This is a genomic window from Acinetobacter sp. ANC_7588, assembly GCF_056783995.1.
This window is the reverse complement of sequence record NZ_JBWYIU010000004.1, coordinates 49,988-76,909: the sequence shown is the minus strand read 5'-3', so window position 1 is coordinate 76,909 and position 26,922 is coordinate 49,988. Positions and strand designations below refer to the sequence as shown.

General features: G+C 39.0%; 20 protein-coding genes. 11 read left to right on the top strand and 9 right to left on the bottom strand.

Going from position 1 to position 26,922, the window contains the following annotated elements; genetic code table 11:
- Positions 1-3: 3 nt before the first annotated feature.
- Positions 4-654 (top strand): response regulator, encoded by a 651-nt coding sequence (locus tag AC1M9J_RS05405; RefSeq protein ID WP_035265788.1) that lies wholly within the window; start codon positions 4-6, stop codon positions 652-654.
- Between the two features lie 61 nt (positions 655-715).
- Here AC1M9J_RS05405 and AC1M9J_RS05400 read toward each other — a convergent pair whose 3' ends face one another.
- Together AC1M9J_RS05400 and AC1M9J_RS05395 are read right to left on the bottom strand one after the other, a co-directional pair.
- The gene (locus AC1M9J_RS05400; RefSeq protein ID WP_035265786.1) at positions 716-1,483 is read right to left on the bottom strand and encodes a hypothetical protein; all 768 of its coding nucleotides are present in this window, start codon (positions 1,481-1,483) and stop codon (positions 716-718) included.
- A 425-nt stretch (positions 1,484-1,908) separates the two neighbouring features.
- Positions 1,909-5,400, bottom strand: coding sequence for a hybrid sensor histidine kinase/response regulator (locus AC1M9J_RS05395; protein ID WP_481952009.1), 3,492 nt, complete (start codon positions 5,398-5,400; stop codon positions 1,909-1,911).
- A 183-nt stretch (positions 5,401-5,583) separates the two neighbouring features.
- Between AC1M9J_RS05395 and AC1M9J_RS05390 the strand changes: the two genes are divergently transcribed.
- The 4 genes from AC1M9J_RS05390 to betT all read left to right on the top strand — a co-directional run bounded on the left by AC1M9J_RS05390 (position 5,584) and on the right by betT (position 10,648).
- Positions 5,584-5,916, top strand: a complete 333-nt coding sequence (locus tag AC1M9J_RS05390) for a DUF485 domain-containing protein (protein ID WP_035265779.1) — start codon at positions 5,584-5,586, stop codon at positions 5,914-5,916.
- Between the two features lies 1 nt (position 5,917).
- Positions 5,918-7,624: a cation acetate symporter gene (locus AC1M9J_RS05385; protein WP_180028478.1), complete on the top strand. Its 1,707-nt coding sequence runs from the start codon at positions 5,918-5,920 to the stop codon at positions 7,622-7,624.
- Positions 7,625-7,761: 137 nt separating this feature from the next.
- The gene (locus tag AC1M9J_RS05380; RefSeq protein WP_481586857.1) at positions 7,762-8,451 is read left to right on the top strand and encodes an ion channel; all 690 of its coding nucleotides are present in this window, start codon (positions 7,762-7,764) and stop codon (positions 8,449-8,451) included.
- A 226-nt stretch (positions 8,452-8,677) separates the two neighbouring features.
- Positions 8,678-10,648: a choline BCCT transporter BetT gene (betT, locus tag AC1M9J_RS05375; protein ID WP_481952008.1), complete on the top strand. Its 1,971-nt coding sequence runs from the start codon at positions 8,678-8,680 to the stop codon at positions 10,646-10,648.
- Positions 10,649-10,711: 63 nt separating this feature from the next.
- Here the strand turns inward: betT and omp33-36 are convergent, their stop codons facing one another.
- The gene (gene omp33-36 / locus AC1M9J_RS05370) at positions 10,712-11,659 is read right to left on the bottom strand and encodes a porin Omp33-36 (RefSeq protein WP_481595757.1); all 948 of its coding nucleotides are present in this window, start codon (positions 11,657-11,659) and stop codon (positions 10,712-10,714) included.
- A gap of 849 nt (positions 11,660-12,508) precedes the next feature.
- Between omp33-36 and blaOXA the strand changes: the two genes are divergently transcribed.
- Positions 12,509-13,375, top strand: a complete 867-nt coding sequence (blaOXA, locus tag AC1M9J_RS05365) for a class D beta-lactamase (protein ID WP_481952007.1) — start codon at positions 12,509-12,511, stop codon at positions 13,373-13,375.
- A gap of 488 nt (positions 13,376-13,863) precedes the next feature.
- Positions 13,864-15,570: a GGDEF domain-containing protein gene (locus AC1M9J_RS05360; protein WP_481952006.1), complete on the top strand. Its 1,707-nt coding sequence runs from the start codon at positions 13,864-13,866 to the stop codon at positions 15,568-15,570.
- A gap of 536 nt (positions 15,571-16,106) precedes the next feature.
- Here AC1M9J_RS05360 and AC1M9J_RS05355 read toward each other — a convergent pair.
- The 4 genes from AC1M9J_RS05355 to tenA form a co-directional block, all read right to left on the bottom strand.
- Complete coding sequence (locus AC1M9J_RS05355) at positions 16,107-16,277, bottom strand: hypothetical protein (RefSeq protein ID WP_481952005.1); 171 nt, start codon at positions 16,275-16,277, stop codon at positions 16,107-16,109.
- A gap of 111 nt (positions 16,278-16,388) precedes the next feature.
- Complete coding sequence (gene uvrA, locus AC1M9J_RS05350) at positions 16,389-19,220, bottom strand: excinuclease ABC subunit UvrA (protein ID WP_180028471.1); 2,832 nt, start codon at positions 19,218-19,220, stop codon at positions 16,389-16,391.
- Positions 19,221-19,475: 255 nt separating this feature from the next.
- Positions 19,476-19,847 (bottom strand): hypothetical protein, encoded by a 372-nt coding sequence (locus AC1M9J_RS05345; protein ID WP_180028470.1) that lies wholly within the window; start codon positions 19,845-19,847, stop codon positions 19,476-19,478.
- A 172-nt stretch (positions 19,848-20,019) separates the two neighbouring features.
- A complete protein-coding gene (tenA, locus tag AC1M9J_RS05340; RefSeq protein ID WP_481952004.1) occupies positions 20,020-20,694 on the bottom strand; it encodes a thiaminase II in 675 nt (224 codons plus the stop codon).
- A gap of 317 nt (positions 20,695-21,011) precedes the next feature.
- Here tenA and AC1M9J_RS05335 point away from each other — a divergent pair, with 317 nt between their 5' ends.
- From AC1M9J_RS05335 to AC1M9J_RS05320, 4 genes are all read left to right on the top strand, one after another.
- On the top strand, positions 21,012-22,097 hold the full coding sequence (locus AC1M9J_RS05335) for a DUF475 domain-containing protein (RefSeq protein ID WP_179999088.1): 1,086 nt from the start codon (positions 21,012-21,014) through the stop codon (positions 22,095-22,097).
- Positions 22,098-22,269: 172 nt separating this feature from the next.
- Complete coding sequence (locus tag AC1M9J_RS05330) at positions 22,270-23,634, top strand: MFS transporter (protein WP_481608651.1); 1,365 nt, start codon at positions 22,270-22,272, stop codon at positions 23,632-23,634.
- Positions 23,635-23,685: 51 nt separating this feature from the next.
- Positions 23,686-24,261 carry a single-stranded DNA-binding protein gene (gene ssb / locus AC1M9J_RS05325; protein ID WP_481591864.1) on the top strand — a complete coding sequence of 192 codons (576 nt, stop codon included), beginning with the start codon at positions 23,686-23,688 and terminating at the stop codon, positions 24,259-24,261.
- Positions 24,262-24,414: 153 nt separating this feature from the next.
- On the top strand, positions 24,415-24,819 hold the full coding sequence (locus AC1M9J_RS05320; protein WP_481952003.1) for a hypothetical protein: 405 nt from the start codon (positions 24,415-24,417) through the stop codon (positions 24,817-24,819).
- Between the two features lie 122 nt (positions 24,820-24,941).
- Here AC1M9J_RS05320 and AC1M9J_RS05315 read toward each other — a convergent pair whose 3' ends face one another.
- Together AC1M9J_RS05315 and AC1M9J_RS05310 are read right to left on the bottom strand one after the other, a co-directional pair.
- Positions 24,942-26,003: a porin gene (locus tag AC1M9J_RS05315; protein ID WP_481952002.1), complete on the bottom strand. Its 1,062-nt coding sequence runs from the start codon at positions 26,001-26,003 to the stop codon at positions 24,942-24,944.
- A gap of 164 nt (positions 26,004-26,167) precedes the next feature.
- Positions 26,168-26,917, bottom strand: coding sequence for an alpha/beta hydrolase (locus AC1M9J_RS05310; protein WP_481607223.1), 750 nt, complete (start codon positions 26,915-26,917; stop codon positions 26,168-26,170).
- Positions 26,918-26,922: the final 5 nt, after the last annotated feature.

Below are 26,922 nucleotides of genomic sequence, written 5' to 3'. Positions count from 1 at the left end.
CTTATGAATATTTTAATCGTTGATGATCATCCACTGTTTCGTCATGCTTTAATTCAAGCAGTTCGTTACAGCTTACCGCAAGCCCAAATCCATGAAACAGCTGCTGTTAATGAATTTTATGAACGTTTAGAAAAAGGTCCTGAACCAGATTTAGTGCTTTTAGATTTGAATCTTCCAGGTGCATCAGGCTTCTCAGCGTTGGTGCATGTGCGTGCACAGTATCCATCGTTACCAATTATTGTCGTATCGGCGCATGAAGAAGTTTCAATTATTCAACGCTCGATTGCACATGGTGCAATGGGCTATATTCCAAAATCAGCGCATCCAAGTCACATTGGTGAAGCGATTCGTCAGGTATTAGAAGGGGATATGTGGTTACCACCAAACCTGCCTGCGAATTTAAACTTTGATCCACGTGCTGCAGATGAAACAGCTTTAGCAGAACGTATTCAATCTCTAACACCACAACAATTCCGAGTGTTAATGATGGTTGCGGAAGGTTTGTTGAATAAACAGATCGCATACGAACTTGATGTTTCTGAAGCAACGATTAAAGCGCATGTGACCGCGATTTTCCGTAAATTAGGCGTTCAAAATCGTACTCAGGCTGTATTAGCGATTAATGCATTAAACATCGAAGAAAAACGTGTTTAATTGATTCTTAGATTTGAAAAAAAGACCTAATCAAAGGTCTTTTTTTCGATGCGTATCTACTTTAGGCTAAACAGTCCTGTTTAGGTGTCAACTCATTACAATATAGAGGATTGAGTGCACATTGAAGTTCATCAATTTGATCTTGTGTTACATAGCCCTTGCGTTTTAAATATTCTGCAACGCGATCATCTCTAAGACTTAAAAAAGCGGCATCATAAACTTTCAGATCAACAAAGAGTGCAGCCGTTTCAAGTCCATTAAAACGATCTAAAAATACCTCATTGCCATACATGAGAAAAATATGATCGAAATCTGCATATGCATCGATGCCCAGTTGTTCTGCGAGTGCAAGCGGCGGTGTTTTGATGAAGAGTAAATCTGAAATTTCATCAAACTGCGTGGTATCCAGCGTATTTTCACCAGTTTTCACTTTACCAAGCCAAGCTTTAAAGACCAAAACGGCACCACCACGCAACAACATACTCCACACTTGATGACGCGTATGTTCATCTAAATCTCGGCATTCTGATGCTAAACGTTGAATAAGTTGATTTTCTTGTTGTGCCAATTTATCAAATAAACCTAAGCCTTGAGGGTGATAAGCTGCTGGTGTAAATACATCAAATTTTAATTGTTCAAAAACCTGTAAAGCCAAAGGTACTGCAGTTTGGTAAATCTGTTCCAAGGCACGTACATGTACATTTTTTAAGGATGTAGATGGAAAAATTTCTTGCCACTTGATTTCAGGCAAAATTGCATTGGCACCATATTGGCGATGAAATTCGTGATTACGATCTAAACCATGTGGCATAGCTTCTGAAATGTTCATTGCAAGACTCCATTTGATACTTTTATTCTCGAGAAAATTTGAGGCACTTTGATTTCTTTAATCGAAAGAAGATGTGCTGATGGCTAGATTTAGAATTATGTTGATTGCAATAAGAATAAGACTAAAGTATTAATTTTTAATTGATGAGTAAATTTGTCATCTAAAAACATGATGTTAGTAAACTTGTAACTATTTGTTTTAAATGATATTTCAACTTTTGATGTGTTTTGCCATAGAAAATCGGACTTTGATTTTTTTGGTCAATTGCCAATGCTCTTTTTAGCTTTATTTTGTTCTCTTTTGCCACCTCTAAAGCTGAGGTCTGCCAATCATTGTAAAGTACGGTGTGAATATGTATAAAAATCACCCAGCTTTTCTTGGAAAAACTGGGTGATGAATGTATCAAAATATGACTATTTCGAATCTTATTTTGAAATTTTTAAACCTGATAACCATGAACGTAGAGAGGCAGGTTTGAGAGGTTTTTTCAATAGGACAATATTCAGCTCTTTGAGTCTTTGCGGAAGCTCAGGATCTGAATCAGCTGTAATCAATGCCACAGGCACATTTTCTTGACGCTGTTCTACAATAAAATCTAATCCTATTTTATTTGAATTCAGGTGTTGATCGACCAACCAAACTTGAATGTTCTCTTGTTGAATAATCTCAAGCGCTTGTTCAGGTTCTGTGGCTTTAAACACTTGATAACCCCATTTAGTAAGCAAAGTTGCCATGCCTTCTAAAATAGTTTCATCATTGTCTAAACATAAAATTTTATACGCTGCAGATTTTAATGGTGTGGCTTGAACTGGTGCGGTCACAACCTTTGGTGCATCGATGAGTGGGACTTCAATCATAAAACATGAACCCTTACCCAACTCGGAATACACATGCACAGGATAACCCAACATGCTGGTCATTCTCTGAACGATGGCGAGTCCAAGACCTAAACCTTGTTCACCCCATGGCGAGGTATGTCCACAACGTTCAAACTCTTGGAAGAGTTTAATACGTTGTTGTTCAGCAATCCCTGGACCAGTATCCCAAACACCAATACGAATATGGTTTGCTCTTTCTGCTGAACGTAACACCCCAACAATTACACGACCTTTTGCTGTGTATCTTAGGGCATTACTGACAAAGTTTTGAATAATACGGCGAATCCATTGAGGATCTGTATCAATCCAGAACTTCACGTCATGCACTCGGAAGGAGATCGCTCGTTGTGCTGCAATTGATTTAAATTGTAGTTCTAAGTCACTCAATAGGTCATGTAATGGATAGGCTTGTCGTTTAGGTTGTATTGTTCCACCTTCTAAACGTGCAATGTCTAATAATGCAGAAAGCATACTCTCTGCACCATGTAAGGCACGATCGAGTTGCTGTAGCGTTTTAGCATCTTCTTCATTTTGAATGCTTTGTTCTAATGCCGTACTGAATAACCGTGCAGCGTGCATAGGTTGAAGTAAATCATGACTTGCTGCAGCAATGAATCGACTTTTTGACATATTGGCTTTGTCAGCTTGTTCACGTGCCAATTGTTGTTCTGCCAAGGCATTGGCAAGTTGTTGAGTGCGATCTTGAACGCGTCCTTCAAGTAGTGCTTCAGTTTCTCGGAATGCCGTAATATCAGCAAATGTCGTCACGAAGCCACCGCCTTCGATTGGATTTCCTCGCATTTGGATAACACGACCATCTTTTCGAATACGTTCAAACTCATGAGCGCTACCTACTTTCATCCAATGAATACGTTTACGTACGTGCTCTTCAACGGAACCAGGTCCACATTCACCGCGCTCTGCGTTGTATCGGATCAAGTCTGCAATTGGGCAGCCCACATATACCAAATCTTTTGGATAATCAAACAACACAAGATATTGATTATTCCATGCGACTAAACACATGTTTTCATCGACAACACTTACCCCTTGGGTCATGTGGTCGATCATGGTCATAATTAGATTTTGGTTAAAGCGTTGCCATTGTGATGCTTGGTCTAGAATATTAGCGACCTGTCCAAGTGCTAATCCATTGTTAACCATGGCTGTAGTGAGTAGGGTACGTGCCGATGCAGCTCCAATCGTGCCAGCGAGATATTGTTCAGTGAAACGCCACCACATCCCATTGGCACTGCTGTTTTCGTTTAATATCACATTATTGGATAAGCAGAATTGATTAAACGCATGCATGGTCGGACCTTCACCCGTAATCCGTTTGGCAAGCGTGATCAGGTCACCCACTTTTAATCGTGCAACATCATGATGTAAATAGTTAACTTCATTTGAGGTTTGTTGCGTTTGTAGGGGTTTTGTTTCGTAATAGAAGAAACTTTCTGCCTGTATTTGCTCAGCAATACTTGGACGATAAATTCGTGAGATCCAGATGTAGAGCACGATATTTAAGCCAAGTGACCAAATTACACCATGTGTTAATGGCGGAAATGATTCAAAACCAAGTAATGCTTCAGGCTTTAATAAGTCAAATCCCAGAGGGCCAAACATCAGAAACGAATAAGTAAATTGATAATATTCATCTGGTAAACTTCTTAAAATTGTTGGTAAGAGCAGTGTGTAACTCCACATCACAAAACCAACGATGAGACCTGCATAGACCCCTTGCTTGCTTCCACCACGCCAGTACAACCCCCCAATAAGTGCAGGTGCAAACTGTGCAACAGCACTAAATGCCAAAAGACCAAATACTGACAGCTGATCAATGTCATTAAAGAAATGGAAGAACAAGAATCCAAGTAGCATGACCGCCAAAATACATACGCGACGTGTGAATTTCAGCATTCGAGGTAAACGCTTGTCATGACGAGAAATCCAACCCAAGCGCCATAGCGCAGGCATAATCAAGTCGTTACTGAGCATGATTGAGAGTGCGACTGAAGAGACTAAAAGCATACCAGTTGAAGCCGAAAATCCTCCAAGGAATGCTAAGAGCGTCAGCCATTCTTGGTTATAGCTCAAAGGCAGTGACAGCACGGCAACATCAGGGACTGCCATGTATTCTGGTGCAGCATGAAGTGCCCAACTTGCAATCGGAATAATCGCGACAACGGTTAAAATGATGTAAGCGGCAAACCATCTGCGCGCACCACGAATATGTTTTTCATCACGTAATTCAACTACAGCAACATGAAACTGGCGTGGCAAACATATAATCGCTAATGCTGCTAAAAGTGTTTGAATCCAAAAGGTATCTGGCACGCCCATCAGTTGAATTTCATGGAAGGTTTTGGATACGTCTGCGGAAACTTGAATGAGGTTTTCGGGGCGTTCAAATAAAAAGAAAAAAGCGACACAGAGGAGTGCAAATAATTTAACAAAGGATTCAAAAGCGACTGCCAGCATTAAACCGCCATGCTGTTCGGTGTTGGCAATCTGACGTGTACCAAACATCATAGCCAAAATTGCTAGAACCCCTGTAAGTGCAAGTACACCATTGGTGGTCAGATTCATCACTTCTGAATCTTGTTGCAACATCACGGATGCACTGAGTGCAATGGCTCTCAGTTGTAAGGCAAGATAAGGAATGATGGCGATCACGGCTAAAATGGTGACGAGTGAGGCGAGAGGTCCGCTTTTGCCATAACGTGCTGCCACAAAGTCAGCAATTGAGGAAATAGCATGGTGCTGACGTACTCGACCTAAGCGACGCCAAATATCATAACCAAACCAGACAAACAGAAGTGGGCCTAAGTAGATTGGAAGGAAAATGATCCCTTCACGAACAGCAGCACCCGTTGCGCCGTAGAATGTCCAAGACGAACAGTACACGCCTAAGGTCAAACTAAACAATAACATGCGTCCACGTGGGCTGAGCCGACTGGCATGTTTTTCACCAAAAAAGGCGCAAATAAAAAGGATGAGGATGTAGAGGGCGAGTACCCCAATAATCAACCAACTGTTCATAGGACTTACACTTGAGAATCTCGTGTAATGATAACGCATCCATGAACTGTCACGTTCAAATTGATCAAAATTTAGCGACCAAAGTCTAAATTACAACCAATGCAAAATCTTGCTAATTTAAAAATCGGAATAATTTAAATAAAAAAAATGACCTACGGTTGGGTCTCATATGGAGTCTTGTTTATGGATGAGAGACAAGTAGAGCAAATTCTACAGAATCCCAAATTCAAAGAAATGGTCAAAAAGAAAAGCACACTGAGCTGGACATTGACAGGCATTATGCTGTTTGTCTACGTTGGTTTTATGCTTTTAGTTGGCTATAACAAAGAGTTTTTATTGTCATCGCTTTCAGGTGGTGTAACCACTTGGGGTATCCCTCTAGGATTAGGCATCATCGTGCTGTCTTTCTTGTTATGTGGTGTGTATTCGTACATTGCCAACAATAAGCTCGATCAATTAAACGAAGAAGCTATGCGCGAAGTTGAAGCCATCACTCACGAGAAGGGACTACACTAAGATGAAATGGAATTCTTTACTCACATTTGCAGGGACTGCAATGTTATCTGGATTGGCATTCGCAGGTCCTGATTTAGGTGCAGCAGAACAACAAGCAACAAATTGGCCTGCGATTATCATGTTCTTGATTTTCGTCGGTGCAACGCTGGGGATTACCAAATGGGCAGCTAAACAAACCACAAACACCAAAGATTTCTATACCGCAGGCGGTGGAATTTCTGGTTTCCAAAATGGTTTAGCCATTGCTGGTGACTATATGTCCGCAGCATCGTTCCTTGGTATTTCTGCGATGGTTTTCCTGTCAGGTTTCGATGGCTTACTCTATTCACTTGGTTTCATGGTAGGTTGGCCTATCGTACTTTTCTTGATAGCAGAGCGTTTGCGTAACTTGGGTAAATACAATTTATCTGACGTTGTATCATTCCGTTTACAAGAAAAACCTGTACGCACACTGGCAGCGTTAAGCTCTCTTGTTGTTGTTGCATTCTACTTGATTGCCCAAATGGTCGGCGCTGGTCAGTTGATCAAGCTTCTGTTTGGCTTGAACTATAACATTGCTGTCGTCATCGTCGGTCTGCTCATGATGGCATACGTTATGTTTGGCGGTATGTTAGCGACAACATGGGTGCAAATCATTAAGGCAGTGATGTTGTTGTCAGGTGCTACCTTCATGGCATTTATGGTGATGAAAGGCGTTGGCTTTAGCTTCACCAATATGTTCGAGCAATCGATTCAAGTCTTCTCTAAAGTACATGATTTAACCTTAGATGATGCAACCAAAATCATGGGACCAGGTAGTCTGGCATCAAACCCAATTGATGCGATTTCTCTTGGTTTAGCATTGATGTTTGGTACAGCTGGTTTACCACATATCCTCATGCGTTTCTTCACAGTAAAAGATGCGAAAGAAGCACGTAAATCAGTTGTTGTTGCAACAGGCTTTATCGGTTACTTCTATCTTTTAACTTTCATCATTGGTTTCGGTGCGATTCTCTATGTATCGAACAACCCACAATTCCTTGATATTGCGAAAATGGCAGTAACTGGCAAGCTAGAGCTTGTTGGTGGTAATAACATGGCTGCGGTTCACTTGTCTGATGCTTTAGGCGGTGACTTGTTCATGGGCTTCATTTCAGCGGTTGCATTTGCCACGATTCTAGCAGTTGTTGCAGGTTTAACGTTGTCAGGTGCTTCAGCAATTTCACATGACTTATATGCGAACGTATTGAAAAAAGGACAAACTACACCTGAATCTGAACTTCGTATGTCTAAAATCGCGACTTTAGGTCTTGCGATCTTTGCGATGATCTTGGGTATCTTGTTCGAGAAACAAAACGTTGCCTTCATGGTAGGTTTAGCATTCTCTGTTGCTGCATGTGCAAACTTCCCAGTGCTTGTACTTTCAATGTTCTGGAAAGGTTTAACAACGCGTGGTGCAGTTGCCGGTGGTGTTGTTGGATTAGTTTTAGCGGTTGTACTCATCGTACTTTCTAAAGCAGTTTGGGTAGATACGCTTGGTATTTCTGATACACCAATTAATCCATATAACGGTCCTGCATTATTTGCGATGCCTTTAGCATTCTTCTTCTGCTGGTTGTTCTCTGTGACAGACAATTCTGCACAAGCGCAAGCAGAACGTAAAGCATTTGATGCACAGTTTGTACGTTCACAAACAGGTATTGGTATTTCTGGTGCGTCAGACCACTAAACCATACTGATCATGATAAAAAGCCCCTTTAAGGGGCTTTTTTTCTTTACCAAATTTCTATTTTAAATGACATACAAGTCATCAACTGTCCGCTATGCTTTCATTCAAACAAAACAATAAAAATAGTTGGAGTTGAGATGAGTTTAATATGCCGCGTGATACGTGATCTCGTACGTTTACCATCCGCGTGTCTACTGATTTTACAGCTGCTGATTTTATTCCTCGCAGTGATATCAAGTCATGATTTGGCTTATCGCTCCATGACTTGGATTCTCGGCGCTTTAGTCCTTCTTATTATTGCTAAAGTCATCAAAATGACCCCAATTTTTAGTGCTGTAGGTTTATTTGGGGTATTAGGAGCTCTCATTTTTTCTTTCTTGATTCTGATTGGATATCATCAAGCCTATATTCAAATTACAGCGCATGTATTTGAAGTTATCGCGTATACGACAGCGGCTTATGGTTTGGTTCGATATATGTTCGAAGACCGCTATTTGACCAAAGATGAATTATTTGCGGCAGCGGCTGTTTTTACTTTAATTGCATGGAGCTTCGCATTTTTGTATAGCATCTGCCAGCTATATGACCCACTGAGTTTTAGCATAACGCCTGAACAATCTGTTCAACATAGTTGGTTAGATTTGTTGTTTCTCAGTTTTAGTATTCAGTCGGCAACAGGTCTTTCAGATATTATGCCCTTGAGTCCGCTGGCGAGACTGATTGCCATGATTCAAATGTTTAGTGGAGTCATGTATCTGGCTTTGATTGTTTCGCGCTTAATTGCACTGCAATATATTGCTCATTTGCCAAAGCATCAGGATGATTAAAACAGAACGTTACATCTTGCTAACGGCATTCATCTGCAAAATCATGAATAATAAGTAATTAGATCAAAAAACAGTCTCCGATGCTCTATATTGAGTCGATTTTTCTATTCCGTCTTTGATGAAACTAACTCGGCTTTGTATGAGGTTGAGAATAAATGATCTCATTTCATATAGCGTTTTATCCAGTTTGAAGCGTTTCACCGAAAAATAAATATATAGGGGAATTATGTCTTCTCAGCATCCTTCATGGTATTCAAATGTGAATCCACGTGTTTTTATCAGCACGGTACTCATCATTTTTGTATTTTTAGCCACTGTGGTGTTATCTCCTCATGGTTTTGAATTAATTACTCAGCAACTGAACCAATGGATTACGGATTCTTTTAGTTGGTTCTATGTTTTAGCAGTTGCCATATTTCTGATCGTGCTGGCTTATATCGCAATTTCTGAATACGGCAAAATCAGGCTCGGCCCAGATCATAGCCAACCGAGTTACAGTAATGGCTCTTGGTTTGCAATGCTCTTTACCGCAGGTATGGGTATCGGCTTGATGTTTTTTGGAGTAGCAGAACCTGTAATGCATTATGTCTCTCCGCCAGTCGGTGATGGAGAAACGGTTATGGCAGCGCAGCAAGCGATGCGAGTGACTTTCTTCCACTGGGGACTTCATGCATGGGGAATCTATGCATTGATTGGATTGTCCTTGGCCTATTTTGCTTATCGACATCAATTGCCTTTAAAAGTGCGTTCTGCGCTGTATCCGATCATTGGTAAAAAAATTCATGGTCCAATGGGGGATGCCGTGGACACATTTGCCACGATTGGAACAGTATTTGGTGTGGCGACAACATTGGGTTTTGGTGTAACGCAAATTAACTCAGGCTTGAATTATTTATTTGATGTTCCTCAATCAGCAAGTACACAAGTGATACTGATTATTATCGTCAGTACATTGGCATCACTGTCCGTTTTTCTAGGTTTAGAAAAAGGAATTAAACGGTTGTCTGAGTTGAATTTGGTATTGGCATTAAGTTTATTGCTCTTTGTATTCTTCGCGAGTTCTACCATTTATCTTTTGCAAACCACAATTCAGAACATGGGTCAATATGTTTCTAATCTCTTTACCATGACATTTAATTTATATGCTTATCAACCGAATGGTTGGATTGGTGGTTGGACGATCATGTATTGGGCATGGTGGATCTCGTGGTCACCATTTGTCGGGATGTTTATCGCACGTGTGTCACATGGAAGAACTATTCGAGAGTTTATCGTTGGAGTTATGTTGATTCCTACTGGATTTACACTCATTTGGATGGGCTTTATGGGGAATGCTGCGCTCTTCAGTATTATGCAAGAAGGCAATGAAGCACTGATGCTAGCAGTACAGAAGGATTCTTCCGTTGCATTATTCGAATTTTTAAATAGCTTACCACTCGCTTCAATCATGAGTGTGGTGGCAACATCGCTGGTTATTTTATTCTTTGTCACTTCAGCGGATTCAGGTGCATTAGTTACAGACTATTTGACGGCCAAAGGTGAAGGTTCACCGACATGGCAACGACTCTTTTGGACTGTGCTTATGGCGGTATTGGCAATTGTATTATTATTGGTCGGTGGGCTCGGTGCTTTACAATCTGCAACCATCATGAGTGCATTGCCATTCTCCGTCATTATGCTCTTTATTTGTTGGGGATTACTCAAAGCCTTAAAAGTAGATTTAATTAAAATGAATGCTTTGCAAGAAGCGAGAATTACACCTCGAGCGATTCATCAACCACGGAGTTGGCAAAAACGCTTAGGATTGATTATGCACTATCCTCATTCTAAGGAAGAGGTTGATGTATTTATTGAATCTCAAGTATCTCAAGCATTAGAGCAAGTGCAGAAAGAGTTCAAGAGAAGACAGTTTAAGGTTAGTGTAAATCGATTGGGTGAAGGTGTAGAGTTGAGGGTAGATCATCATGCTGAGTTGAATTTCGTATATCAAGTGATGTCACAAAGAACAACGCCACCGAGCTTTATGCCAGATACAATGGTGACTGAGCAGGATTATTATCAGGCGGAAGTGTTTTTAAGAGAGGGTGGACAGGCCTATGATGTAATGGACTGGACACAAGAAGACTTAATTCAAGATGTCATTGATCAATACGAAAGACATTTACATTTCTTAAGTGTAATTCGTAGCCCTGAGTAAATAGTGAATGATTAAAAAAGGACGCATTATGCGTCCTTTTTTGATTCTGTATCTAATAATTTATTAGAAACGGAATTTAGCATTTAAGCCAACAGTTTCAGTATCACGGCTAGAACCATTTTCAGCGTTAGCATTTACATAACTTGCACCAACAGCTACAGCTGGAGTGATGAAGTAGTTTACGTTAGCACCGATAGCTGAGCTTGGAGTGTCATTAAAGCTTGATTCAGTATAAGAAACGCCTGCGCTTAACTGTGGATTGAAGTAAAGGTCAGATTTTAATTGGTAAAGTGTGTCTTCACCGTATACTAAACCAGCTTCAAAGCCAACAGACATATTTGTATCAGTGATGCCGCCTACATATTTAGTACGAGCTGTGATCGCATCTTGATCTTCAGCAATAGTACCTGTTTCAAGTGCTGAGAATACGCTGCCGTTGTTGATTGCTTTAAAGACATCAAAAGAGTATTGATCAGCAACGCTTGTATAACCTACAGCAACTAAGAAGTTTGGAAGTAACATTGCACCAAGTTCTAAAGCATAACGATCGCCGTTACCATCTGCTAATTTAGCAACTTGTGGGTGGTTTAATGGGTTGTTTGCAGTGAAATCATTTTTAGCATCAGTTTTTGAGTGGCTATATGATGCGCTTGCATATAAAGGAATAAGTTTAGTTGGGATGTAAGCTTCAGCTTTAGCACCGTAGTTATGTTGTTCTGCTTTAACTTCTTCATTAATACCGTAAGCAGGTACTTTAATATCAGCAGAATATTCACCGAAATTATAAGCCACAGATACATTAGATGCCTGATTTAAGAAAGCCGCTTCAGCTAAAGGACCTTTAGTTGAGTCAACATTCTTGAAGTAATAAGTACCTTGTACAGAACCAGTGTAGTTATCATTGTTCAATGAGTCATCAAAGTATTCAGCAGCCCCTTGTACTTCAACTTGATATGCGTGTGCCCCAGTCATTGCTACTAATAAAGCAGTGGCTAAACTAATTTTTTTCATAATAGTTACCAAATAAATGTCGAATGAATATGCAGTAAATATTGTATTGTAACAATGTATTAAGTCAATGATCTTTAAGGTAATAGTCTGCTGGTCTAAATTTATTTTGTGTGTTATGTCTTGATACAAGAAGATTAAGAACATGAATTTTTGAACATTTTATTCAAAAATAACAATGTGATAAGGAGATTTTCAACGTCGATTAAGCTTAAAAAATTGCATCGAAATTATACAAAAAAAAGATTATTAGAATCGGATAAAACGTATAAAGAAAATGTTAATTTACATGAAATTTAAGATTTTCGTTTAATTTTAACTCATTTGAAAATAAATAATGTGACTTTTTTCACCTACTTGGTAGTAAAGTGTTAGGTCTATTCGGAATTTCAAAGGGTTGCGATGTTTGCAATTTAAGTTAATTTTCACATAATTACATGCTCGTTAACTAAGTTTTTTTTTATATTTAAATAAATTGAGTTCTGCCTTTTAGATTTACTAAATATTATAGTGGTTATTTCTCTTATATGCCCAGCTTTCCCCAAGGCTGGGGTTTTTTTTAACTTATATTTATTTGCACCATTATAGTGCATAACTGGGTGTATTCTTTATCAATACTGAGCAAAAAAAAACCTAGTTTTCATAGAAAACTAGGTTTTTTCGCCAAAACTTGAGGGAAATACAGAAATTCTGCTGAGGTATATTTCTATCTCGCCCTAATGTGGGGCATTATGCACCAGCATATTGCACATGTAAATATTATTTTTAAAAAAAGTGTTAAAAATAGACAAAAAAATTGGAAATAATCTGTCAAAATTGAATTAAATGCATTGGTCAAATTGGAACATTAAATTGAAAGGAATCTACGTTGTTGCACTTTTTTTAACGTCTGTTTTTTTATCTGCCTGCCAGGCCTTAGATCATATTAATCCGAGAATAAAAGCATACGATTTAAAAGACGATTCAATGCTGAATAGCAGTGAATCAAAGAATCAGCATCATATTGAGACCCTATTTAATCAGCAAAATATTCAAGGTGTATTTATCACCTATGATGGCAAACACGTTAAAACTTACGGTTCTGATCGAACAAGAACAAAAGAAAATTTTATCCCTGCATCCACTTTTAAAATAGTGAATGCTTTGATTGGATTAGAACATCATAAATCAACTCGGTATGAAGTGTTTAAATGGGATGGAAATAAGCGTTCATTTGATAGTTGGCAACGTGATTTTACGCTTGGTGAGGCCTTACAATCATCTGTTGTACCTGTGTATCAAGCCTTACCACACCGTATTGGACCAACATTGATGCAACAGGAATTAATTCGAATTCAGTATGGAAATGCAAAAGTCGGGGATGAGATAGATCAGTTTTGGTTAAAAGGTCCTCTAGAGATTACACCTGATCAACAAGTTAAATTTGTTTATAGATTGGCACAGTTGTCATTGCCGTTTCGTAGAGATGTACAACAAGATGTAAGAGACATGATGTATGTCGAATCACGTGGTGCGAATAAGCTATATGCCAAAAGTGGTTGGGGAATGGATATTGAGCCTCAGGTGGGCTGGTATGTGGGTTTTGTAGAACAAGCCAGCGGTCAAGTCACTGCCTTTGCATTAAATTTAGAAATGAAAAATGGTGATAAAATTCAGCAACGGAAGGAAATCACTTTAGATATTTTAGATCGACTTGGTTTATTTCATTATTTACGTTAAAAGTCATATAAAAGATAAAAAAAACCCAGCCGATTGGGATGGCTGGGCTGAAAAAGGATGTTCTGTATGTGGGAGAAACATCCGAGGGTAGAATAAAATTCATTAAGCAAATCTGATATGAATCAGTGTCTTTGCAATGTAAGCATTATGGTTTAAAGGATGAGGTTTGTATAATGATTAAAAATTATGCGCATGATCTATTTTTTCGATGCTGATTAAGTGATCAAAATAATCATCTGATTTTAATTCAAAAAAAGTAAATACTGCCAAATATGTCACTTGTATATTGGTGGAAAAATAATTTAAATATTGAACAAAAAAAATTTACGGCATTACAATAGTGTGATATTTATCACATTGTTTCTTAAATAAAAACTTGTGCTTTAAGTGCTTTTTAAGCATGGTTATATTGTAAAATATAACTAAGTTCAAAGAAATTTTATAAATCTCACCGCTTTATACGGTCTTTTATTTTAGAGGTAGTTTGGATGTTAAAATCACATTCCGAGCAAATTGGTCGCCGCCTATTTGTGTTCGTGATGATTATCGTCTTATCTATCCTCTGTATTTCAATCCCATTGGTCATTAGCCATTATCGCGAATATCAGAAATCACAAATAGCATTGATTGAAATTGAAAATCTTCGAGCTGTTGCTGCTCTAGCGAACCGTATTTCACGCGAGCGTGGCCCTGCGAACATGGCAATGTCGAGTTCACAAGAAGAGTTTGAAAAAAATAAACAAGCGCTTATTGAGTATCGCGCGGGAGTAGATGAACAAATTAAGGTCTCGATTCATCGATTAGATCAGTCTGGATATGATGGGTTAGAAGAGTACGTCGCTCAATACCTAAATCCAAAATTAGCGGAAGGTCGCAAACAAGTCGATCATTATATTTCGTTGCCATTTGCAGAGCGTACGCCTGAAGCTTTAGATCAAGCTATTCTTACAATGTTTAATGCGTGGGATAGCAGTCATGATTTACTGAAGAAACTGGTAATGCAGTCTAAAAGTAAAGACAGTTCGATGGGGCATTATTACACCATGATTTTGGTGTTGGCTGATTTGCGAGATCAGGCTGGACGTGTTGCTTCAAATGTAACTGCACATGTGACATTTCAGCAGCCGTTACCAAGTGACAATATTGCACGCGCATTACAAACGCAAAAACAAGTTCGCTATTTGTGGGATTTAGTGAATACCATTCAACCCGAACGCCATCGTACAGCTGAATTCGCTCGCTTACACCAAGAAGTGAAAACTCAGTTTATTGATCAAGGTTTACCTATCATCATGCGATTAATTGATGAAAGCCGAAAGGGACAACCTTATTTTTTATCAGGGACTGAATTAAGTGTAGCTGTATCTGGTAAATTCTTAACAGTTATCGATTTACAAGACTATTTGCTCAGTAAGAGCGTTGAAATCGCAAAGTCAGAAAAAGACGCGAATCAATTGAACTTCCTACTCACGTTGATAGTCTCTTTAATTTCACTATTGGCTGCTTTATTTACGATGATCTATGTTCAACGTAAAGTTATTTCGCCGCTTATCATGGTGAGAGATAAATTAGTTGAATTGTCGTATGCCAATGCTTTGGTCGATAGTCATTTTATTGAAGATCAGCAGAAGCAAGTACATTCATTACACGAAGCGATGCAAAAACTTCAGAAAATGTTGCATCAACGTGATGAATTTGAGTTTGAATTAAAGAATATTGCCAATACTGATAAATTAACAGGTGTTTCAAATCGTTTTGCTTTAGAAGCCTATACCAAACTTATGGAAGCTCAGCCCAATAAGTTTACCCAAACGTGTTTGATGATTGTAGATATTGATTATTTTAAACAGGTTAATGATCAGTATGGTCATGTGGCAGGGGATCAAGTCATTCAGCAGGTGGCAAATTGTTTAAGTCATAATGTTCGATCAACTGATTTAGTCGTTCGCTTTGGTGGGGATGAATTTTTGGTGTTGATTGAAAATTTAGACCTTGAACATGGGTTACGTGCTGCAGAAAAGATGCGTAAGGGTATTGGTGATTTACAATTTACAGATGAGCAAGGTCAATCATTTACGGTTTCGATCAGTGTGGGTGTTGCGGTAGGTGCTGATTCTTGGAAAGCATTATTTGCTAAGGCAGACCAAGCATTATTTAGAGCGAAAGCGCAGGGACGCAATACGGTTTCAAGCTAAGATTATGTGAATATTGGCTGTAATCACGTCCTCAATTGTCAGTTAGATTTTTTATTAAATTTGCGTAGTAGTTTCCTACTTTTGAAAGAAAAAAGTAGGCAAAATGCTTTTGTTTGATTGAGGATACATCCTTATATCTTAATCAAACGGGCGACATCCAGGTCGCTTTCATGTGATTGGATTTCAGTTAAAAATTATTTAGGAATGGCTTTATTTAAACTTTGATAAAGTTGTTTTCTAGTCTCTAATATACTTGCTTTATATTCAGCAGTTTTCTCAATTGAAACAGATTCTTTACGAAAACATGTATAGGAATTAAAAGCACCTACAAGTTCACCGTATCTTCTCAATATTTCTTGTTGATCTTTATAGTCATATAAAAGTAAAAGCCCTTCATTTTTACTTAATAGATTAAAGTCATCAAATAGGTTTTCTCGCAGAGGAGAGAGTCTGTCGCTAATTACTTCTTTATCTAATACAGGCTTTTTAATTTCAAAATCAAATATAGCCCAAATTTTTAAAATTAAATGATTTATTTACTCTATATCAGAAGAAATTTTTGTTAAAAGATTACGATTAAACTCTTTGTTTTCCTTATTTTGTTGTGCCTTCAAATTTGCCTTTTGATTGAAATAAGTAATGATCCCTGTAATGAGCGCACCTAAACCAATTTTAATAGCTGTATCTAATATTTCTAATAAAGTCATAAGAAAAAAAACGGTGAATGAATCACCGTATTAGCATAATAAATTATTATTTTGAAACCTCCCTAACCCTCCTTTTCAAAGATGAGGAGCATTAATCCGTAAGGGGGGAGATTATTTCAACATCGGCTTTAAGAATCTCGCCGTATGCGAAACCTTATTTTTCGCTACTTCTTCAGGTGTACCTTCAGCAATAATCATACCGCCACCAGCACCACCTTCAGGACCTAAGTCCACAATCCAGTCGGCAGTTTTAATCACATCTAAGTTATGCTCAATCACCACAATGGTATTACCTTTATTGCGTAGCTCATGAAGAATATCTAAAAGTTTGGCAATATCGTGGAAATGCAAACCTGTGGTTGGTTCATCCAGCACATACAGGGTTTTACCCGTATCACGTTTGGCAAGTTCGCGCGCAAGTTTCACACGCTGTGCTTCACCACCTGAAAGCGTGGTTGCCGACTGACCCAAACGGATATAACCTAAACCAACTTGATGTAAAGTTTCTAAACGACGATGAATGACAGGAATCGCATCAAAGAAATGCATTGCATCTTCAACGGTCATCTCGAGTACGTCAGAAATGTTTTTACCTTTATAGCCGACTTCCAAAGTTTCACGGTTATAACGCTTGCCGTGGCAGGCATCGCATGGCACATACATATCCGGTAAGAAATGCATCGCCACTTTAATCATACCGTCGCCTTCACAAGCCTCACAGCGACCACCTTTCACGTTAAACGAGAAACGACCTGCGGCATACCCACGTGCTTTGGCTTCTGGGGTTTGAGCAAAGAGTTCACGAATTGGCGTAAACAAACCTGTATAGGTTGCAGGGTTTGAGCGCGGTGTACGTCCAATTGGGCTTTGGTCAATATCCACGACTTTATCGAGGAATTGTAAGCCATCAATCGAATCAAACTTTTCAGCGGTTAACGTGGTTGCACCGTTCAATTGTGTTGCTGCAAGCGGTAATAAGGTGCGGTTAATGAGGGTTGATTTACCTGAACCCGAAACACCTGTTACACAAGTCATAACACCCAATGGAATAGTCAAATCGACATTCTTTAAGTTGTGACCACATGCACCCATCAGCTTAATTTGCTCATCAGGTTTTGGTGGTTGTACACGCGTTTTTGGCACTTCAATTTTTAACTTGCCTGACAAGTATTTGCCGGTCAGAGAGTCTTCATTGGCTGCCAATTCATCATAAGTCCCCTCGGCAATGACATGACCACCATGCACCCCTGCACCAGGACCAATATCAATAATATGATCCGCTGCACGAATGGCATCTTCATCATGCTCTACCACTAAAACGGTGTTGCCCAAGTCACGTAAACGAACCAAAGTCTCAAGCAAACGGTCATTATCACGTTGATGCAAACCAATCGATGGCTCATCCAGCACATACATCACGCCCATTAAGCCAGCACCAATTTGCGAAGCTAAACGAATACGCTGTGCTTCACCGCCTGATAAGGTTTCGGCTGAACGAGATAGACTTAAATAGTTCAAGCCTACGGATACAAGGAAGTGCAAACGCTCACGAATTTCTTTAAAAATCTTATCGGCAATTTCACCTTTGGCGCCTTCAAGATTGAGATCTTGATAATAGCTTTCAGCATCGCCAATCGACATTTTGGTGATTTCGGCAATGGTTTTGTCTTTGACACGCACATGACGTGAAATTTCATTGAGACGTGAACCGCCACAAGCGTCACATGCAGCATTAGATAAGTATTGTGCTAAATCATCACGCACATAGTTTGATTCAGTTTCACGGTAACGACGTTCTAAATGTGGTAAAACCCCTTCGAAAGCCATCACACGGTTATGACGGCGACCGCGTTCATCGATATAGCTTAAGTCAATTTTTTCTTTGCCTGTACCGTAAAGGAATTTCTTTTTGGTATCCGCATCAAGTTCATTCCACGGCGTATCAAGAGAGAAGTCGAAGTGTGCAGCGACTTTTTCAATCATGCTGTAATAGTATGGACGCTGACGATCCCAACCACGAATTGCCCCTTGGCTAATGCTGACTTCAGGGTTTGGAATGAGTTTGTCAGAACTAAAATGGCTGCGTGTCCCTAAACCATCACAGACCGGGCAAGCACCAAATGGGTTGTTAAAAGAAAACAGACGAGGTTCTAGTTCGGCAACGGCACGGTCACATTCAGGACATGAGTGTTTTGCTGAAAACACACGATCAGATTGTTCGCCTTTCATCCATGACAAAATAGCAATATCACCACCTAAACGCAGTGCGGTTTCAAAACTTTCTGCAATACGGTTGCCTAAGTCATCGCGGACTTTAAAACGGTCGACCACGACTTCAATGGTATGTTTTTTCTTCTTATCCAGTTCAGGCGGTGGATCAATTTCCATGATTTCACCGTCTACACGTGCACGGACGAAACCTTGGCTTTGTAATTGCTCAAATAAATTGGTGTATTCACCTTTGCGCTCACGTACAACAGGAGCAAGTAACAATAAAGCTGTACCTTCTTCAAGTGCTTTAACCGCATCAACCATTTCCGACACGGTTTGTGCCACCATCGGCAAGTCATGCTCAGGGCAGTAGGGTGTACCCACTCGAGCATACAACAAACGTAAATAGTCATAAATTTCAGTAATCGTACCGACCGTTGAACGTGGGTTATGACTGGTTGATTTCTGCTCGATGGCAATAGCTGGGCTTAAACCTTCAATCGAATCGACTTCAGGTTTTTCCATTTGGGATAGGAATTGGCGTGCATAGGCAGATAAAGATTCCACATAGCGACGTTGACCTTCTGCATATAAGGTGTCGAAAGCCAGTGAAGATTTACCTGAACCTGAAAGTCCCGTAATCACCACGAATTTATCGCGTGGAATATCAAGGTTCACATTTTTTAAGTTATGGGTGCGTGCGCCTCGAATACGGATATGACTTTGGCTCATAAAACATCTCGAAAATATGCTGAGTGAAGGTGATATATGATAGCGATTTAATTTTGTTCAAGCACAAATGAAGAATAAAACACGACAAATTATGTCGGTAAAATTTCATTGAACAGCAAAAGTCCAATGTAAAGTGCTTTGAGAGCTCCTGCAATCTGATTTTAAATAGATGAACAAGACAGAATCAATTCGCAAATTTGATGTCATGATGAGCCATAGGATGTTAAGTATAAGTGAATTTCGGGTGAATATTGATCAGCAAGCACGTGAATAGTGACGTTCGAAAATAGAGTCCACCTGTTCAAAACATATATGTCTTTCAATAGCATGATGTTGACGTGCGTAAAAATTTACTTCTTTTTCTAAGTGTTGAAGAAAATCGTTATATTCGGCTTCGAAATGTTGTAAATCTAGAAAATCAAAACGTATAGAGCTTGAACAAGAGTATTGTGCAATGAAGTCGAGCATTAAATTTTGAATATGATGATTGGTAAAATAAATGAGATATGTGGCAGCAGATCCACAGTGTGTACATCCTTTTTCTAAATAAACTTCTTCATTATTTAACCAACAGCATTGTAAAGTGAAATATGCACGGATTGCTTCTGTTCCCAGTGAATGTTGCATAGAAAACCTCAAGTAAATTTTATTTATGATAATGAGAATTATTATCAATAATAATTGTGCTTGAAGTTTGCTTTAAAATCCAGTCTTAAATCCATTTAAATCGAAATGAGCCTGAAAGTCGGCAATGCAGTTTAGATCACCGACCTTTAATTTAGTTATACAGGTGATAGCATCATGAGTGATCTAGGCTTAACCATTGACGTTGATGATAAGCACTATCCCAGAATAAATATTCGAGTTCAGCTCCCCGTGTGTAAGCTTGATGCATTTTTTCAATGGTATGTTGATCGCTTTCTGCCGCAACTCGGTCAATAATTTCAATGACTTTGCGTACTTCTTCGTTGAAATGCTCGCCAGCATAAGTGTCAATCCACGCTTGATAAGGATTATTTGCAATATTACGTTTAAGAATGTCTTTGCCCACTTCCGCATAAATCCAATAGCACGGCAGTAATGAAGCTAAAACGACAGGATAACTCTCTGACCATGCAGTAGCTGTCAGAAATGAGGTGTAATGATGGCAAGCAGCAGTCAAAGGTGTATTTTCAAAATCAGCTTTAGTGATGCCAAATTCGTGCATAAAACCATTGTGCAGTTCACGTTCAACCACAATTGCTTCATTAGCGCCTTGCGTAAATTGAATAATGGCATCGGAGTCATATGCTTTAGCACCACAAATAGCCAATGCTCGACCATAGGCAACCAGGTAATGCGCATCCTGAATGACGTAATGGCAGAAAGCTTCTCGATCGAGTGTTCCAAGCGCCAGTTCTTGGTTAAAAGGGAGTGCTAATGTTTTTTGATATAAATCGTAGTTTCGTTGCCAAATGGCTTCTGAAAAACGCATAAATCCATCCTGAATAAAATCATCTCTAGGTATCAGCTAAGATCATATCAATTTGTCGTTACAAAACTAGCTTGAGCGATACATCATCTTCAACAAAAAAATCATACGAAGAACTTTGGATAAATTTTGAAAACTCGTCATAATTAGCACAGTTTAATTGAGTGTCTTTTAGCGCTAGAGATCAGACATTCAATTTATAGAATTTTTACAAATCACTAAGCACAGACTTCACTTAATATTCGTCATATAAAAATCCTAAGTTTATGTTTTGTAAAATTTTTATTGATTCACCTCATTTTTTATAAGGTCGCTAGATTATGTGGAAACATTTTGGTTTCTCTATCGTATTCACGATCGTGTGTCTTGCGCTGTCTGCCTATTGGGGTTATACCCATGGTCCAGAAGCTGGCCTCAAGACCATGTTCACCGTACTGACCATCACTGCAATTTTAGCTGTGATGGAGGTTTCACTTTCTTTTGATAATGCTGTCGTCAATGCTTCAGTGCTTCGTCATTGGGATCACTTTTGGAAAATGCTTTTCCTGACTGTGGGTATTCTCATTGCAGTATTTGGTATGCGTTTAATCTTCCCAATTGTGATCGTCGCGGTCACAGCGGATATGGGCATGATGGAAGTTGTCAATTTGGCATTAAATGACCCTAAAGAATATTCGGCACGACTGATGAATCATCATCCTGAAATTGCAGCATTTGGTGGTGCATTCTTATTGATGGTATTCCTTAACTTTTTCTTGGATGATGGTAAAGACACGCATTGGTTCAAATGGATTGAGCGTCGTTTAGCGAAATTGGCATCTGTACCTGCACTATCTGTATTTGTTGCTTTAGTGGCTTTACTGATCATGGCTGCTAATGTTGATGAAGCTAAACGCTTAGTCGTGACTATGGCGGGTATTTGGGGCATCGTCATTTATATTGGGGTACAAGTACTGAGCCATTTGCTGGGTGGTGAGCCTGAAATTGATGAAAATGGTAATGCAATTGGTCACGATAGTAATGGTGTGCCAACAGGCGTAGTCAAAGCAGGTATCGGCGGGTTCTTGTATTTAGAAGTATTGGATGCATCATTTAGTTTTGATGGTGTGATTGGTGCTTTTGCGATTACCTCAGATGTTGTGGTGATTATGTTAGGTCTTGCGATTGGTGCTATCTTTGTTCGTTCTATTACCATCTATCTCGTTGAGAAAGGCACTTTAGATGCTTACATCTATTTAGAACATGGTGCGCACTATGCAATTGGTGCATTGGCTTTCATTATGATTGCGAGTGGTACAGGCGTACATGTTCCTGAGGTGGTTACAGGTCTGATTGGTGTAGCATTTATTGTTTGGGCAGTGATTGCATCTATTCAATATAAGAAGCGTCAAGCGCTACAAGGCTAGATGAATAAATCAAAAAAGCACAGCACAAGCTGTGCTTTTTTTGGCTTAAGGCTTTTGCCCTAGGGAAAACAGATGGTGTTGATCTTTATTTCAAATAAAATTCATGCCTGTTCATCAGCCGAATATTCTATAATCAAAGTAGACATAGAAATCACGCGATTACCTAAATTTTATGATGAATGCCTTAGAACGCCGTTCCACATTTGCATTGAGCAGCATTTTTGCATTGCGAATGTTAGGTCTGTTTATGATTGTCCCGGTCTTTTCTGTTGCGGGACAGGCTTATGAATATGCAACACCTGCTTTGATTGGTTTGGCCGTAGGTGTGTATGGTTTGACTCAGGCAATACTACAAATTCCTTTTAGTTTGATTGCAGACCGTTATAGCCGAAAGCCGCTGATCGTATTGGGTTTATTGTTGTTTGCCTTGGGTGGTGCAATCGCAGCAATGTCAGACACAATCTATGGTGTGATTATAGGGCGTGCAATAGCTGGGGGTGGAGCTGTCTCTGCTGTCGTCATGGCGTTATTGGCAGATGTTACGCGTGAAGAAAATCGTATGAAGGCGATGGCAATGATGGGGATGAGTATTGGTCTCTCTTTCGTTATTGCATTTAGTTTAGGGCCATGGTTGACCAGCGTGGTGGGTATTTCAGGCTTATTCTGGGTGACCACACTCATGGGATTACTTGCCATTGCAATGCTATTTCTTGTTCCCAAAACAACACGTCATCATAAAAATTTTCAGCAAGGTTATCTCACTCAGCTAAAACAAGTTTTGAAAATGGGCGATTTAAATCGCTTACATGTTTCTGTGTTTGCTTTGCATTTATTGCTGACGGCGATGTTCATTTATGTGCCTTCTCAATTGATTGACTTTGCAGATATTCCTTTAGCTCAGCATGGTTTGATCTATCTTCCCTTATTGGTAATCAGTTTATTTTTTGCTTTTCCTAGTATCATTCTTGCTGAAAAATATCGAAAAATGCGAGGTATTTTTCTGACTGCGATTGCTGGGATCATCGCCGGTTTGATCGTGATGATTTTTGGATTTGAATCGAAATACATTTTGTTGCTTGGTTTAGGTCTTTTCTTTATTGCCTTTAATGTGATGGAAGCACTACTGCCATCTTGGTTATCGAAGGCAGCACCTATCCAATCCAAAGCGACAGCAATGGGTGTGAATGCCAGTGGTCAATTCTTAGGTGCTTTTTTTGGCGGTATACTGGGTGGGCAATTGCTGATGTTAAATAACACTGCTCTAGGCTGGGGGGTACTGACAGGAATTGCCATTCTTTGGCTGTTCATTAGTTTTGGATTAAAGCAGCCACGTTATTTATCATCACTGATTTTGAGTTTGCCCAAAGTCCAAGAAACAGATGAATGGACTTCTCAGTTACTGGCAATTCGTGGTATTGAAGAGGTCGTGGTGATGACTGATCAACAAGTGGTCTATGTCAAAGTTGATAAGCAGCAGTTAGATGACACTGCGCGACAACATTTAACGCACTTGTTGGGTAAAGAGGTAGCCATTTAATCATAACTCTTATAAAGTAAAACATAGAATCGAATAGGAAGATTAGAGCACATGCGCGGCGTGAATAAAGTTATTTTAGTTGGTACTTTAGGTAAAGATCCTGAGACAAAAACATTTCCCAATGGTGGTTCATTAACGCAGTTTTCAATTGCAACAAGTGAATCTTGGACAGATAAAAACTCAGGTGAACGCAAAGAACAAACAGAATGGCACCGTATCGTCTTACATAATCGTTTAGGTGAAATTGCACAGCAATATTTACGTAAAGGTTCAAAAGTTTATATTGAAGGCTCTTTACGTACCCGTCAGTGGACAGACCAAAATGGTCAAGAACGTTACACGACTGAAATTCGTGGCGAACAAATGCAGATGTTAGATTCTAATAATCGTCAGCAAAGTGAAAATGGTGGTGAAGGTTATAATCAACCACGTTTTAATAACAACCAAGGCGGTGGTTATGGCAACCAAGGTGGTTATAACAATAATAATCAAGGTAGCGGTTATGGTAACCAAGCTAGTTATGGTAATAACAACGTTAACCAAGGCTTCCAAAAGCCACAAAATCAACCAGCGCCGAAGCCAATGGCGACAGCACCATCTGATTTAGATGATGATTTACCGTTCTGACACATACCTGAGAGTAGTTTTTGTTAAATTTTAATGTTTTTTATTATTTAACAATGAATTAAATAGTTAAAAACCCTTTGTATAACAAAGGGTTTTTTGTTTTTATGGTGATATAGTAAAACGTTTGTTCATAGTTGAATTAGGGATAGTTGAATGAAACACGGGATTATATTTTTAACTTGTGTGCTGTGTAGCAGCATGAGCTTAGCACAATCACCACAATGGACCATGTTTGATCGGGATGATGGGGGCTGGTCTTATATTGATAAAACGACCATTAAATCACTCGATCAAGCCTCGCATATTTTTGAAATTGATTATAAATATGTTTATGAGCATGGCGTACCCTCATTAAACATCAAACCCAAGGGCTACATACAAGCCGTTCATCAAATTGATTGTCAAAATAAAGCCAGAGCCTATGTCAAAAGCCAGCGTTTTACGCCGCAAGGTAAAGCCGTAGATGATAATAATTCATTCGATACGATTTATTTTGAACCCATGTCAATGCAACTTTCTAAAAATATTAAGTTAATTGAAATGTTATGCATTAAATAAAATTTATTAAAGACTTTGTATAACGCTACAACTTATTGAGATTTGATGCGAATCCATGAGTGATCCTTCAAAGCCTTTTTAAATAACAAGGCTTTGAAGGATAGTTAACCTAAAATTAGAATTTACCATTCATAACGTAAACGGAATAAATGCATATCTGGGGTTTGGAACGTATCATGTGTATATAAACGTTCATAATCAAATCCAAAACCATGGTTAAATCTAGCTGCTATACCAACACCGAGATCACGGCGTTTAAACTCTGAGCCACTGGTATATTCAAGTTGATTTCCCATGATATAGGGCTGAATGAATTTGATACCGTATTCTTCAATCTTGAAGTGCTGTCCCGCATAAAATTCAACGCCATAAGCCTCAGTATTCAGCAATGATTGAAGTTGAAAATCGCTCGATTCACTGTAAGCATCAAAATTTGGAACTAGATTTTTATACCAACCAGCGCCAAAGCTAAGCATCCATTTTCCATCAAAATAAAATAATGAACTTGCCCAAATTTCTTGCTTTAAATCATGTTTATCTTGTTGATTGTTCAGACTAGCATCGTTGTACTTCCATGAGGTCGCCCAACTTAAATTTTTATTTAAATGCACATCAACTGCCAATTCGGCACCATTTTTACGTTGATATTGCACATCCGTATCTGCGACCGTCGTACTATCCTTGAACAAATAGCTGGCATATAAGTTTGCTTTATCCGTTTTGAGCTCATAACGTAAAGTTTTATGAGCTGCTTGCGTACCATCTGTATAAGCGACAGGGCTCCACGTTTGGGGCTGAGCCAAGGTTGAGTAATTCCATAGGTCAGTTTTGGCACCTACAATGTCGTAATAAATACTATAGATTTTTCCAAATTTAACGGTACCGTACGCTGAATCACGCAGACCAATATACGCCTGTTCGGTGGTGATGTTTTCATCAGAGGAACGGTAATGACCGTTCCAATCCAGCATCTTGGGAAGATTGATATAGTTTTGATAGCCTGCAATTAAATGCAAACGTTCATTCCATGCATAATCAGCATTGGCATACATACGGCTATTTGAGCTATAGCCATCTCTGCGATATTTCTGATTTTCGTTAGATCGATCGTAATGATCGAAATTTAAGGCTTGTAGGCGAATACTACCAGACGTGGTGAGTTTTAAACGATCGGATTCACTCACAATTTGCTGTTCATCAATGAGTGTTATCTCGGCAAATGTAAGATTTGAAAAAATAAAGGTGCAGGAAAGCAATAGCTTGTAAAAGCATGGTTTTGACATAGTAACATCCGTGTGACTAAATATAAATTAAGCTGGTGATTCTGCTGATTAAAGCTGAGTAGAAATTAGGTGGTCATTGTCGATTTAAAATATCGTTCCAAAATGGAGTAGTGGTTAGTGTCTACAAAACTCAATAGATGCGTGAATTCAGGCTCTAGTTGCTGTCGAATTTGATAATATTTTTGGCTCTGCCATTTCAGTTCTGGTAACTCATCGAGTCCATACGCAATCGTACAGGGCTTAGCAAAGTGCGTAGAATGTTCAACTGGACTTAAGTTTTTAATGTCTAGCTCAGATAAATTTAGCGCCTTGTTTAAATGTGTTTCTTGAATCGGTTTTAGGTCATAGATCCCACTGAGTAATACTGCTGAACCAATCAGGGGGTGATCTAAATTTAAAGCAGCTAAATGGGCACCGGCAGAATGCCCAACCACAATGACATTGGAGCTGATCCAAGTTTGTTTGTGGATATAATCGAGCGCTTTGCGAATTTGTAGATTAATCAGATTTAAACTACTTAGAGGTGCTAAATCATATTCAACCAACACACATTGAGCATTTTGCTTTAAAACAAATTCAGCAACAAAGGCAAAATCCCTTTTTTCACACCATTGCCAATAACCACCATGTATAAAAATAACAGTAGTATTGGTGGCAACAGGCGTGGGGAAAAAATCCAGTGTAGATCTTCGCTGAAAGTCATACTGTAAATCGGCAATATGATGGTGTTGTTCATAAGTTGCTTGGCTCATTTTTTTAAAATCAGACAAGATCTGATTTTCATCCACCACAGTTTTCGAGTTGTCATAGAGCATGATTT